Genomic DNA, 13,614 nt, shown 5'->3' with positions numbered 1-13,614 from the left:
GAATTTTATTACTTTCTGTCACTCTGACTGTGGAACGGCTTAAATTCCCGTCCGGTTCCTTTATAGAAACGGCTGAACATCTCATAGTATTCCAGACGCAGTACCTGGATACCGACGACCAGCCCTTCCAGTCCACACACCAGCACATTTCCAAGCACGAACACGATCCAGTTCGTATGCCCCGCACTTGCGCCCGATAACATCAGCACAACCTCCATCATCGCCGCATGGCTGACGGCAAATGCACCGATACGCACATAAGAAATGGTATTGGAAAAATAACTCAGCATCGTCTCGAACAGTTCGAAAAACGCCTGCACGAAGAACATCACCTTTCCCTCTTCCATCTTCTTATGCTGCTTTGTCACCAGATTGCCCAACGGTTCCTTGAATACGAACAAGAGCACCGGAACCCCCAGGAAAATTACCATCATGATATTACCCGGAACCTTATGTCCCGTCATATAAAGCACGATCGTCAGCACCAGGAATCCATAGAACACCAGCCCTGCGATTCCGTTGTGGGAAAATAACATATTTTCCAGATCATGACTCTTAACTGCGTTGATCACGTTAAAGATCATCACCAGGATATTCAGTCCCATACCAAATGCAATAGCTACCACGAATACCGTATTGAGCTGTCCGATAAACGGCAGGTTCGTCATCGCATCCACAGGTCTTAACCAGCGTGCTTGTATCACATCTTCAAATCCGAAGATACTTCCGAACATGAATCCAAAAAATGTCGAGAACAGTCCCGCAATGGATATGATCCCTGCCAGGTTGATCTTCTTGATCAGATACAAAAGCCCGCCGAATACGAACAGACATAAGCCCTGCCCGACATCCCCGAACATCGCACCGAAGATAAATGTATACGTCAGTGCCACAAACATCGTCGGATCCATCTCATCATTTGCCGGAAGTCCGTACATCCGGATGAACATCTCGAACGGCTTGAAGAACCTTGGATTCTTAAGCTTCGTCGGCGGCTCTCCGAAAAACTTCTCCTTATCTTCTTCTACAACAACGAATACCTTATCATCGTTCTTTGATTCCGCGAGGAATTTGTTCACATCATCTTCGCCCATCCATCCGCACAGGATGTAATAGTCTTCTTTATTATCTCCCTCTTCGATCCTTGCCGCCAGCTTGCGGACATCAAAGTTCGTAGCCAGTTCTTCCAGACGCCTTTTCGCACCACGGAGCTTTGCGGCATTCTTCGCCATCAGCTCCCTGATCTGTTTTTCTATCTCTGCAATCTCTTTTTGCTTTTCTTCGATTGCCTTTTCAAGCTCTTCACAGGCCTGCGCCGGCGTTCCTATGTATTCGGATGGAATTACAATCCTTTCAAAATGTAAGGAATTGAATACCGAATCCACCTTACTGGAATCCGCATTCGATACGAAATAACATCCGTATACATAATTTTCATTCCTCGTACCTTCGATAAATACCGCATTCAGATCATCAAATAAATATTTTTCCAGACGTTTGTAATAATTCACATCTACCCGTCCGAACCGGACTTTCATATATTTATACTTTAATGATTTCTGCATATCCAATTCCAGTGTCCGGAACGGCTCCATGATCAGAAGCTTTTCTTTGTATTCATCTACCTGCTTCTTCGTTAACTCTTTCTTCTCCAGCAGATCCAGATAGTCATGATTGACATCCCGGATCAGGTTCAGCATATCCTCCTGATTCATCGATACATCGATCCTCTGGTCTTCATCCGCTAACAGTGCGCTGAACTGTTCTGCCTTCGCAAGCGGCTCTTTGTATGGATTGACTTCCACAAAAGGCTGCAGGTTGTCGGTCGTCTTAAGCTCCGCCGCCGCATTTTCAAGCTGCATCTCGTATTTGGACAGATACACCTCGCAGACACGGTCGATGTCATTCTTCGGTCCGCTGATGCTTAAGAACTTCATCTTAACAATCATTGATTCACACCTCCTAAGTATCCTAATGTCTCTCCCTTTGTCAAACCGTAACGGATACACTCAAGGGCTGTCGTTAGTTTATAGATTTCTTCTTCTTTCAGAAACAGATACGTATTGATGATTGCGATCGAATACGGATCATTCCTTTTATCGGTCAGGTACAATTTCCGCAGACAGTCACGGTACATCTGTTCCAGTGTCTTATCTGCCTGCATATAATCATACTTTCCCGCATAGTACGTTTTTCCCACTTCGGTTTCGAACTGTTCCAGCGTCGGAGTCTCTACCAGGCTCTTGAACTCTTCCACACGAACCCGGTAATGAATCGGGATCGTCATCGAATAAATGTCCGGCGGAAGCATATGATAATACTTCTTCGCACGGTAGATCCACTGTAGATTCAGAAGGTCGATCTTCGTCCCGTAATCTTTTAAAAATATCTTCTGTTCATGTCCTTTCAGAACCCTTTTTCCCTTTTTCCACATAGTGGAAAAATAATACAGATCCAGTGCCAGATCATAATCAAAAAGCGTTCCCGCTCCGGAATCTTTAATTCTGGCAAGTGCATCATAATACTCCGTATCCCGTAAGTTATCCACAAGCTCATCAATATTTTTCGAAGTTATCAACCGGTCAATGGAAATCTGTGAATATCTGTCAAAAAACTCTTTCTTATATTCCAGGTCAAACGGCTTGTCATAATGATTGAACACAATTCTCAGACAATAATTGATCAGATCAATCTCATAACGTTTCCAGTATAATTTTAAGAATGTCTTCTGTTTCATTCCGGCAAAACGGAAGAGTCTCGAATAATCATCGAACAGAGACTGATACAGGATCTTCTCCACATTTCCCCTGTGATACAGCGAAATGTCCATCCGGTTCACATAAGGTGCATATGCCGTCTTGTCTTTCAGATATTCAATTGCTTCCGTTACTGTCCCAAGTCCGGCAATTGTGTCATAATCCTCCGCTGTCAAAAGCTTTGCCGACATTGCACGTACCTTTGTCGTAATCCCACTGTAAGCCATCACATTTCCCATACACTACACCTCGATCATATGTCTTACGATTTCCTCTGCATAAATCTCGTGATTTTCTTCATATTCCTGCTTCAGCGCATCAATTGCAGTCTGGTTCTTCTTCCGTTCCCGGTCCAGGACCTTCTCTACTTCCTGCTGCGACTTTTCTTTTATCTTCTCCAGTTTTTTCTGTGTCTCTTCTTCCAGATCCCGGTCAAATTGATCTCTTTCTTCCTGTATCTGTCTTTCAATTTCACTCTTCTGCTGTCTGGCATGCTCTACGATCGTCTCCGCCGTCGTCTCTACTTCAGCCAATTTTTCAATTACAGAGTTCATAAGCCGCCCTCCTTTTTGCACATTTCACAACAAATAATTGTTATTTTTTTATCCATGTTATAATAATACACCTATTTTTTTAAATTACCACATTTTTTTTGTATATATTGTATTATTTCTTCTCAATTCTTCTGACAATTTCTGCTTCCATTGACTTTTTCCTGCACAGACGCTAAACTAAGAACGATTTGCAAATCCAGTGATTATAAGGAGGAATACACGTATGCGTCTTAGAAATATACCACGTGCAGAGAGCGTTCTCGAAGCCTGCAAAGAAGTTGTGAAAGATCCGGAAAGCTTACGCGGAGACTGGAACCAGACGTTTAAAAAAGAGCAGCCCCTGCATATCGAGATTGGCATGGGAAAAGGTCAGTTTCTTCTGACCCTGGCAGCCAAAAACCCACAGATCAACTACATCGGCATCGAGCGTTATTCCAGCGTTCTGTTGCGTGCCGTTGAGAAATTTCAGGAACTGGAAGCAGAGGGGAAAGCTCCTGCCAACATCCGGTTCATCTGTATGGATGCAAATGACCTGCCAACCGTATTCGCCCCGGCAGAAGTATCACGTATCTACCTGAACTTCTCCGATCCGTGGCCGAAAGCCCGCCATGCAAGAAGAAGACTGACTTCCAATGAATTCTTCAAGCTTTATGACCAGGTCCTGACCGCAGATGGAACGGTAGAATTCAAGACCGACAACCGGCCGCTCTTTGACTTTTCAGTAGAAGAACTTGAAACTTCCGAACTTTTCGTTCTGGATCAGCTATCCTATGATCTTCATAACGACAGTACGATGAATCAGGGCAATATTATGACTGAATATGAAGCCAAGTTCTCTTCTATGGGCAATCCGATCTGTAAACTGATCGCAAAGCGCAGATAACATGCTGCAATATCCGGACTTATATACCAATCCTGTCTGCCTGCACTTCTTCCCTTTCCTTTCATATATTAATAGAAAGCATATCTTATGCTCCTGTTTCTTATGGGAAAGGGTGGAAGCTTATGTTACATCTGACGACACAGAACTTTGATATCTGCCGGATGAACCACTGGCAGTTTTCTTCCGATACACCGGCAAAGGCTGGACCGGAGCATCCCACACTGGCTGTAGTCATGTTCTACGCTGTCTGGTGTGGAAAATGTGCAATGATGCGCCCTGTCATAGAAGATCTGGAAAAGAAATATCAGAAGAAATATTTCGGCAGCATCTGCTTTTTTGAAGTAGAGACCTCTGAATCCGCACTTCTTGCTGCGCAATATCAGACCGATCTTCTTCCGTCATTTCTCATTTTCAAAGACCGAGAACTGATTGCCACCATGCAGGGAATGATACCGCAAAAGGAGCTGGACTCACGCCTGCAGAAGTTGTTGACTGTGCAGATGCGGACGCAATCTACAGAAAATCTTTAGAAATAGTTAATTTATATTTTCTAGGAAAACACACTGTTTTATGTTATATTAAAAAAGTAACAGGGATAAAAATATTTAATAAAAAGGGGGCATGGTGAACACACCACGCATTATGAAAAAATTTAAAAGAGCATTACCAGTTGCCATGGCAATCGTACTTGGATCTACTGCGGCACCACTGGTTGTAAGAGCAGATTCATCCAAAGTCGTAACACTTGGCGCCAATCTGACTGATTCACAGAAGAATTCTATGTATGAGTATTTCGGAACTTCATCTGACAAAGCAGAAGTCATCGAAGTTACCAATGCAGATGAAAGAAAATATCTGGAAGGAGTCGCTCCCGACGAACAAATCGGTACCCGTACCTACAGCTGTTCTTATGTAGAACCGACCACAAGCGGCGGAATCCAGGTAAAGGTTTCCAACTTAACTTATGTTACAAGCTCTATGATCTCCAGTACGCTTCTGACATCCGGTGTTGAAAACTGTAATGTCGTTGCCGCTTCTCCGATCGAAGTATCCGGAACCGGTGCACTGACAGGTATCATGATGGCTTATGAGAAAGCCACCGGAACAACTCTGAATGACGATCAGAAAGCAGCTGCGACCGATGAACTTGTCACCACAGGAGATCTGGCCAATAACATCGGCCAGGACAAAGCGGAAAGTGTCATGAACGATGTAAAAAAAGATGTGATCGAGGGCGGATTAACGGATGCAGATGACATTCAGAATGCAGTTGAAAACGCTGCCAAGGATAACAACGTCACGCTGACACAGGAACAGATCGACAAGATCTCCGATCTGATGAAAAACATTTCCCAGTATGACTATGATGTCAAAGCTCTGAAGAATACATTAGATAACATTGACGGAAAGAGTGGCGGATTCTTCTCCAACCTCTGGAGTTCTATCAAAGGTATCTTCGGCGGCGATGACAGTTCCGATGGCGGAATCATTAACGGCACGGATGACAGCGCACTCGGTGATGATGTCGTAACTAACAGTACACTGGATTCTTCCGACAATTCTTCCAACAGCACAGACAGTTCAGATGCCGCTTCGGATGATACTTCGGATGACAACAGTGATGACAGCGGATTCTGGGGCAAGATCAAGAAGTTCTTCAAAGATCTGTTCGGTGGAAGCAATTCTAAGAAAGACGACACAGACAAGAGTAACGATGATGCCATTACAGAAGATAACTCTGATAACACTGATGAGCCGTCTGGCGACACACAGAACGATTCTCTGAACAACGATGCTGATTCTTCAGATGACGGCACAACAGACAACTCTGCTGATGATTCTTCATCGAATGACAGTACAGATAACCAGTCTGATAACCAGAGCAACACACAAAACAGCAGTGAATCCGATGCCTCTGGTTCCGATACTTCTGATTCCTCAGCCGACAGTTCTTCCAACTAAATACAGTCATTAATAAAGATGTCTAGTAAAACGAAAAATGCCGGGAAGTTTCAACACTTCCCGGCATTTTTATCCGCAGGCATCAAAGTTTTTTGCCACTGACTTCATATAATTAAAACTCGAATACAGCAACTCCGTAAGGCGGCAATTTGTATGCGAATGAATACGGTCTTCCATCACATTCTTTCTTCTCCGCTTTGTATATCTTCTTACGATCTGCTCCGGTTCCGCCGTATTTCTCCTCATCACTGTTCAGGATCAGTTTATACTGTTTCTTTCTCGGCACTCCGACTCTGTAATCATCTCTTGCCATCGGCGTAAAGTTGCAGACGAACAACAGATTCTTCTTTGCACCTTTCGAATGTCTCATAAAGCTGTAGATACTTCTGTATCCGTCATCCGCATTGATCCATTCGAATCCTTCCCAGCTCTGATCCATCTCATACATTGCCTTATGCCTCTTATACAGGTGTAAAAGGTCTTTTACCCACATCTTCATCTGCTGATGTTCCGGTTCGGCCAGCAGGAACCAGTCCAGTTCCCGTTCTTCACTCCATTCACGAAGCTGTGCAAATTCCTGTCCCATAAACAGAAGTTTCTTTCCTGCGTGTCCCATCATAAATGCATATCCGGCTTTCAGATTCGCATATTTATCAAATCCAAGTCCCGGCATCTTATTCAACATCGAACACTTGAGATGTACCACCTCATCATGCGACAATACCAGAATATAATTCTCACTGTATGCATAACTCATGGCAAATGTCATCAGATGATGGTTATCCTTTCGGAAATATGGATCCAGTTTCATATATTCTGTGAAGTCATGCATCCATCCCATATTCCACTTCAGACTGAATCCCAATCCACCTTCTTCTACATCTCCGGTAACCTGCGGCCATGCCGTAGATTCCTCTGCGATCATAAGTGCTCCCGGGTTTCTTCCAAGTACAACAGAATTCAGATGTCTGAAGAAATCGATCGCCTCCAAATTCTTATTCTCGCCATATTTGTTTGCAACCCATTCTCCGTCCTTCCGTCCGTAATCCAGATACAGCATCGAAGCAACCGCATCCACACGCAATCCGTCTATATGGAACTTCTCAACCCAGAATAACGCATTTGAGATCAGGAAGTTCCTTACTTCATTCTTTCCAAAATCAAATACTTTCGTTCCCCAGTCCGGATGTTCTCCCAATCTTGGATCTGCATATTCGTACGTCGGTGTTCCGTCAAAATCTGCCAGTCCGTGTGCATCCTTCGGGAAATGTGCCGGTACCCAGTCGAGAATGATACCGATTTTATTTCTATGCAGATAATTGATCATCCATGCAAAATCTTCCGGCGACCCATATCTGGATGTCGGTGCATAGTATCCGGTCACCTGATATCCCCAGGATCCGTCAAACGGATGCTCGGCAATTCCCATCAGTTCCACGTGTGTGTAACCCATTTCTTTTATGTATTTGGTAATTGCCCTGGCAAATTCTCTATATGTATAGAATCCTTCATCTTCCCTTCCCGGGTGACGCATCCAGGAACCAATGTGTGCCTCATAGACAGACATTGGCTCGTGCTTATGATTCCAGGTCTTTCTACGTGTCATCCACTCTGTATCTGTCCATTTGATATTCTCAATATCTGTGACCCTGGATGCTGTTCCCGGTCTTAACTCCGCATAATTGGCATATGGATCTGCCTTAAATATCTGTTCTCCCGAATAAGTCTCGATACAATATTTATACATCTGATCCTTCTTCACACCTGGTATAAAACAGGTATAGATCCCGAGCGGCTCTTCCCTCTTCATCGGATTTGCCTCTGTGTCCCATTCATTGAACTCTCCGACTACAGATACCGCCTGCGCATGCGGTGCCCACACTGCAAAATACACACCTTTTTGTTTTCCGTTCTGTACCAGATGTGCGCCCAGCTTCTCATAAATCTCATAATGATTGCCCTGTCCGAAAAGGTATTGATCCAATTCACCTATTTCATATGGTTTTTTCTTTTTTTCAGCCATAATTACCCCTCGCATTCTGCTGCATATTTATAAGAACATTATACTTTACAAACAGGCAAAAAGAAAGAGCTTTGACCGTTTAGTTTGTCAAAACTCTTTCAAAATCCGACCTGTAAATCCTGTTCTCGACAGCTTCTTACAGGTATTCGTTTTTGTTAAATTCTAAAGTCTTCTTCTTTCAGAATAATTCTGTCAGAATCGTCGGTTCCCTTGCCGAATACTCTTCGTGCAAGATGTTTTACATTTGCTTTCTGTGAATGTGAGATTGCTTCATCCATGATCTCTTTTACTTCAGCAACTGATACTGCATGATCTTCTCTCTGCATTACATCGATACGGCTGTACAGTGCAAGGATTCCCATCTCATCCAATTTGTATCCATTCTCTTTCGCATATGTCTGACCGAATGTTACCAGCTCATCATTGATGAATACCGGAAGCTCCAGCTTAGAACTGAACTTCTTCTTGAATTCCGGATTTGCTGTCATCAGACGCTCCAGAGGTTTTCTCTGATCTTCCAGTACAAAGAGCAATTCTCCTGTCTTCTTCTCCATCAGATAATTTAACTCTTTTACAGTTCTCGCATTCAATTTTCCTGCATGCTCGATGATGATCGCTCCGCCGCGCAGCTTCTGAATAATATTCGTAAGCTCTTTCTTATTAAGAGATTCACCTGTAACGATTGCTACTTTACCCTGTTTCAGACTTCTCTGTTTCTGAATTGCTTTTACAATATCAACCGCAAGGACTGTCTTACCAGATCCTTTTCTACCAATCACAAGAAGGTTACCTGTCTTGGATGTTCCTTCTCTCTGTGCCCTTCTGTCGTTATCAAGTACTTCAACGATCTGTTCGCTCATTCCTCTCACCGGTACAAAATATGAGAACAACTTCTTCTGTTCTTCTGTAAGTCCAGCTTTCAGACCGATCTCACTCGTAGCACTCAGATCATATCTTCCGGTTACAACAAATCCTGTATCGAACGGAACACCGCCTTTAGATTTCTTGATTCTTGCCTGAATCTCTTCCTCTGATGGCTCTTCGATTTCTAACTCTTCATCCGCTTCTTCGTCGTCTTCAATCTCTAAGTCTTCGTCATCAAAATCTGTCTCTTCATCATCTACATCTGCAAAATCATCGTCGAAGTCTTCTTCTTCGTCCTCTACATCCGCAAAATCAGCATCGAAGTCTTCTTCTTCAAAATCGGCTTCTTCAAAGTCTTCATCCTCAAAGTCTTCATCCTCAAAGTCTTCCTCTTCGAAATCAGCCTCTTCAAAGTCTTCCTCTTCGAAATCAGCTTCTTCTTCGTCCTCTTCTTCGAAGTCTTCATCCTCGAAATCAGCTTCTTCAAAGTCTTCATCCTCAAAGTCTTCCTCTTCAAAATCAGCTTCTTCAAAGTCCTCATCTTCAAAGTCTTCATCCTCAAAGTCTTCCTCTTCGAAATCAGCCTCTTCAAAGTCTTCATCCTCAAAGTCTTCCTCTTCGAAATCAGCTTCTTCAAAATCTTCATCACCGAAATCGGCTTCTTCAAAACTGCTTCCGCTCATATCGATTCCGCTAAGTTCTTCTTCGATTCCTTCAATGAAGTCTTCTTCCGTTTCCGAACCATCTTCAAAATCCTCTTCATAGAGTTCTTCTTCCGACTCTTCATTTCCCATTTCTTCCATCAGACGTACAATATCATCCGGAATTCTCTGCGTCTTGCTTATCGGTTCTGCCTCTTCCTCGGCCGCCTTTCTTGCTGCTTCTTCCTCGGCCTTTCTTCTTGCCTCTTCTTCGGCCGCTTTTCTTGCTGCTTCTTCCTCGGCTTTTCTTCTTGCTTCTTCTTCGGCCGCTTTTCTTGCTGCTTCTTCCTCAGCTTTTCTTCTTGCTTCTTCTTCGGCTGCCTTTCTTGCTGCTTCTTCCTCAGCTTTTCTTCTTGCTTCTTCTTCGGCTGCCTTTCTTGCTGCTTCTTCCTCGGCTTTTCTTCTTGCCTCTTCTTCGGCCGCCTTTCTTGCTGCCTCTTCTTCCTCGGCTTTTCTTCTTGCCTCAGCTTCCGCCGCTTTTCTCTCAACTTCTCTGCGTTCTTCTTCCTGGCGGATACGAGCCTGTTCTCTTTCTTTCTGAAGACGCTCTTCATCTTTTGCTTTCTGCTTCTCGATTGCTGCTTCGTGGTCTTTCTGTTTTTCTTCCCATTTCTGAAGAATATCATCGATCATCATCTGACCATTCGCCAGAATCTCATCTTCACGCTCCTTCATTGCTTCTTCTTCAATTGTAATGCCATTGGCAACCGCCATGCCCTGCGCTAAAGCTTCCTCCAAAGTAGCTCCCGTCACAACCTGTTTGATCGTTGATCCATGTTCTTCCGCAGCCTCTTCCGGTTCAGTATATACCGGTTCTTCTTCCACGACTTCTTCTGCAGCTTCTTCTACAATTTCTTCCTGCGGAATCTCTTCTTGTACAACAGTTTCCTGCATCGGCACTTCCTGTGGAATCTCTTCCTGTACAACAGTTTCCTGCATCGGTACTTCCTGCGGAGGAATTTCCTGAACTTCAGATTCATCAACTCTTTCTGTCACTGGCTCTCTGACCGGCTCTTCTTGTACGTCAACAGTCTCTTCTGTACTTTCATTATATTCATTCTCGTCATCCACTTCTTCCAGTGTTGATTCCGGTTGTTTCTCCGGTTCCGGTTTCTTCTTAACCGCTCCCGGACGGCTGTCATATTTCTCCTGCTGAAGTGGTGTCAGTGGCTTATACTTCATCTTCAGTTCCATTGCAAGGTATACATATTTTCCTTCACTGAACCACAAGATCAGATCATCACATTCTTCCAGACATTCTGCTGTCATTCCGGCTTCATCATACAATTTGGCAAGTTCATATGCCCACTTTTCAATATATTCCGCTTTTTTAAATTCTTCCAGTGCTGTAATCTGATCTGTCAGCGATGCCCCCTGTGTTCTCAGAATCTTATATTTTAAAATATACTGATTCGGATCTTTTGGTGCCAGCTTTACGAATTCTTCATAACAATCCGTTGCTTCTCTGATATCTTTAATCTTCAATGCCAGTGTGCCTAAACGATATACAATTTTTCTGCTTCCCGGTGCTCTGTCAAATGCCAGGAACAGTATATCTCTCCCCTTCTTAAACTCACCGTTATATTCATAAATCTCACTGACTGTATTGAGCATTGACGCATTCTTTACTCTTCGCCAGTCTATACCATCAGCAATTTCCTTTGCCTGCTGGTACTCCTTCTTTTCCAGATGATCAAGCATTTGCTCGGTCTTCACCCTATATTCATATTTATCCAATATTTCTCACCTCAAATGTTTATTTTAAAAAAGCGTATTTCCCTACAATTTTACTTATATAAGTTTATCATATGACCTGTTTATTGTCAAAATATCCCGCCAAATATGTTAAAAAAATATTACAAAAATTACAATTTTTTTATCCCTGTAAAATGTCTGCCGGCTGCTCTCTGATATCAACATAAAAAACAGCCATCATATTCTTTCCTATGATGGCTGTTACATATTCAATTTTATCATATTTAATTTTTATATCGGAGAATGATTTTTAATTTTTATTTCTTATTCCCTGTCGCCTTTGTATGCTTTCCAATGATCTTTTACTCATCTTCTTTGCACATTCATTCAAATCTACTATTCATGTTTCTTTACACATATTAATAATATCTTTAAATATGTGGTATTCTGTTCAATATGTCTGCAGTTCTTTTTATCGTCCGGTGTATATTTTCTCCGTCTGTTCTATTTTTCCGAATCTCCTCTACCGGCCTTTTATCTATTATAATAAAGGCTTATTCTCTGGGAACTTCTACCTGCCATACCACTAACATATTGATTCGATGATTCTACTGTGTCCATTGGATTAAGCCTCCTTTTCATAAATTTCCAATCAACGATATCTCACCGACATATGAAATATTCTTCATCCTTGATAAACTTTTCTTTTATCACTTAAGATATAAGTTGGAATTTATTATCTCATCTCTTCTACGATTATGATCCATATCCCCTTGATACCATTCTATAATCGTTATTCATCCATTCTCTTTCTCTACAATATACTTTACGATATTTGATATCCGATGCCTTACCAGATATTTCATATCTATATCCTGTATTTTTCGATTCTTAAACGAATTGAGAATTTATAATAAAAATACATCTTATAAAATATGTGATATTCAATTTTCAAGATTCCCTTTCTCGTCAGGAATTCTTTTTGTTTATTTTGGATTTCTTTTGGATTGATTATATAATATCATTCGGCTTTTATTTTGTCAATACTTTTTGCAATTTATTTTATTTATTTTTCATTATTTCATTTTAGCAATTGAATTATCTGATTTTTCTTTATTTATTTTAATGTTTACACAATACTATACATTTTCAAATCGTATGTTTTTGTTAACAGCATACGCTTTCCTACATTCGATTGTTAACCTTCTATCTTTTACAGTTGACATTCCCCTCTGTTTATTTTATACTTCTGTTATATTTTTGATATAAAACTAAAGGAAAGGAGTTCTGCCATGTCATACGGCAGACAATTACCACTATGAACAACACAGTAAATAGCACAACAACGAAAAAGCTTTCCACCCGCAAACTGGTTCTGATTGCTTTGATGACTGCAATCACCTGTATCTTCGCTCCTATGGCGATTCCGATTCCGGTCAGCCCGGTACCGATCAGTCTTACCAACCTGGTGATCATGATCAGTATCTATGTACTTGGTTTTAAAGATGCAACCATCAGTTACATCGTATATCTGTTACTTGGTCTTGTCGGTCTCCCTGTATTTTCCGGTTTTACCGGTGGATTAGGAAAACTTGCAGGTCCTACCGGCGGATACCTGATTGGTTTCATCTTCCTTGCACTGATTTCCGGACTGTTCGTTGATAAATTTCCAAAGAACAGAATCCTGGCAGTTGTCGGTATGATCATCGGTATGGCAGTCACTTATATCTTCGGTACAGAGTGGCTTGCGATCCAGTTGAAAATGTCATTCGTTGCAGCACTTTCTGTCGGAGTAATTCCTTATCTTGCCGGTGACGCAGTGAAGATTATCATTGCGATCATCGTCGGACCTGTACTCCGCAGCCGTCTGAGCCAGCTGCAGTAATAAAAATACACAGTATCGGAATTAATTTGGGATTTAATTCAGGAAGGCTATGGATACCCGAACCGGAATAAAACTTGGAAAGGCGTTCCTGTTCAGGTTCCATCGGCGGGTCAATTCTAAAGGGGCAAAATTCTGCTAAAAACAGGCTTTCAAAATTTGAAACTCGGCATATGCCTCAGACAGTCAAATTTTGAAAACCCAACGCAGAATTTTGCCCCTTAAGAATTACCAACGCCTCTTTCACATTCACTGGAACGCCTTTCCAAGTTTTATTCCGTGTGTATCAAATGC

Annotated in this window: 9 protein-coding genes; 4 read left to right on the top strand and 5 right to left on the bottom strand. The window is 42.2% G+C overall.

The window, feature by feature from the left end; all coding sequences use genetic code 11:
- Positions 1-8 precede the first annotated feature (8 nt).
- From OCV72_RS13490 to OCV72_RS13480, 3 genes are read right to left on the bottom strand one after another with little or no spacing between them, the layout of a single operon-like run.
- Complete coding sequence (locus OCV72_RS13490) at positions 9-1,949, bottom strand: V-type ATP synthase subunit I (protein WP_055284324.1); 1,941 nt, start codon at positions 1,947-1,949, stop codon at positions 9-11.
- Positions 1,946-2,995: a V0D/AC39 family V-type ATPase subunit gene (locus tag OCV72_RS13485; RefSeq protein ID WP_055284323.1), complete on the bottom strand. Its 1,050-nt coding sequence runs from the start codon at positions 2,993-2,995 to the stop codon at positions 1,946-1,948. Before OCV72_RS13485 ends, OCV72_RS13490 begins: the two co-directional genes overlap by 4 nt.
- A 3-nt stretch (positions 2,996-2,998) precedes the next feature.
- Positions 2,999-3,310 carry a hypothetical protein gene (locus OCV72_RS13480; protein ID WP_055284322.1) on the bottom strand — a complete coding sequence of 104 codons (312 nt, stop codon included), beginning with the start codon at positions 3,308-3,310 and terminating at the stop codon, positions 2,999-3,001.
- Positions 3,311-3,533: 223 nt separating this feature from the next.
- Here OCV72_RS13480 and trmB point away from each other — a divergent pair, with 223 nt between their 5' ends.
- From trmB to OCV72_RS13465, 3 genes are all read left to right on the top strand, one after another.
- Positions 3,534-4,193: a tRNA (guanosine(46)-N7)-methyltransferase TrmB gene (trmB, locus tag OCV72_RS13475; protein ID WP_055284321.1), complete on the top strand. Its 660-nt coding sequence runs from the start codon at positions 3,534-3,536 to the stop codon at positions 4,191-4,193.
- A gap of 122 nt (positions 4,194-4,315) precedes the next feature.
- Positions 4,316-4,723, top strand: coding sequence for a thioredoxin family protein (locus OCV72_RS13470; protein ID WP_081021076.1), 408 nt, complete (start codon positions 4,316-4,318; stop codon positions 4,721-4,723).
- A gap of 112 nt (positions 4,724-4,835) precedes the next feature.
- Positions 4,836-6,155 (top strand): DUF1002 domain-containing protein, encoded by a 1,320-nt coding sequence (locus OCV72_RS13465; protein WP_055284320.1) that lies wholly within the window; start codon positions 4,836-4,838, stop codon positions 6,153-6,155.
- Positions 6,156-6,267: 112 nt separating this feature from the next.
- On the opposite strand, the gene glgB is transcribed toward OCV72_RS13465, so the two are convergent.
- Positions 6,268-8,178: a 1,4-alpha-glucan branching protein GlgB gene (glgB, locus tag OCV72_RS13460; protein WP_055284319.1), complete on the bottom strand. Its 1,911-nt coding sequence runs from the start codon at positions 8,176-8,178 to the stop codon at positions 6,268-6,270.
- 155 nt (positions 8,179-8,333) lie between these two features.
- Positions 8,334-11,444 carry a pentapeptide repeat-containing protein gene (locus OCV72_RS13455; protein WP_055284359.1) on the bottom strand — a complete coding sequence of 1,037 codons (3,111 nt, stop codon included), beginning with the start codon at positions 11,442-11,444 and terminating at the stop codon, positions 8,334-8,336.
- Between the two features lie 1,312 nt (positions 11,445-12,756).
- Here OCV72_RS13455 and OCV72_RS13450 point away from each other — a divergent pair.
- Complete coding sequence (locus tag OCV72_RS13450) at positions 12,757-13,323, top strand: biotin transporter BioY (RefSeq protein WP_055284318.1); 567 nt, start codon at positions 12,757-12,759, stop codon at positions 13,321-13,323.
- Positions 13,324-13,614 lie beyond the last annotated feature (291 nt).

Origin of the sequence: Dorea amylophila (genome assembly GCF_025567265.1) — a bacterium.
Taxonomy (GTDB): Bacteria; Bacillota; Clostridia; order Lachnospirales; family Lachnospiraceae; genus Dorea_A; species Dorea_A amylophila.
Note: the sequence above shows the minus strand (reverse complement) of the source record. Positions and strands in the feature narration are given on the sequence as shown.

Coding starts and splice junctions, on each gene's coding strand:
- OCV72_RS13490 (WP_055284324.1), bottom strand. CDS start 1,949: ATGATTGTTAAGATGAAGTTCTTAAGCATCAGCGGACCGAAGAATGAC.
- OCV72_RS13485 (WP_055284323.1), bottom strand. CDS start 2,995: ATGGGAAATGTGATGGCTTACAGTGGGATTACGACAAAGGTACGTGCA.
- OCV72_RS13480 (WP_055284322.1), bottom strand. CDS start 3,310: ATGAACTCTGTAATTGAAAAATTGGCTGAAGTAGAGACGACGGCGGAG.
- trmB (WP_055284321.1), top strand. CDS start 3,534: ATGCGTCTTAGAAATATACCACGTGCAGAGAGCGTTCTCGAAGCCTGC.
- OCV72_RS13470 (WP_081021076.1), top strand. CDS start 4,316: ATGTTACATCTGACGACACAGAACTTTGATATCTGCCGGATGAACCAC.
- OCV72_RS13465 (WP_055284320.1), top strand. CDS start 4,836: ATGAAAAAATTTAAAAGAGCATTACCAGTTGCCATGGCAATCGTACTT.
- glgB (WP_055284319.1), bottom strand. CDS start 8,178: ATGGCTGAAAAAAAGAAAAAACCATATGAAATAGGTGAATTGGATCAA.
- OCV72_RS13455 (WP_055284359.1), bottom strand. CDS start 11,444: ATGCTTGATCATCTGGAAAAGAAGGAGTACCAGCAGGCAAAGGAAATT.
- OCV72_RS13450 (WP_055284318.1), top strand. CDS start 12,757: ATGAACAACACAGTAAATAGCACAACAACGAAAAAGCTTTCCACCCGC.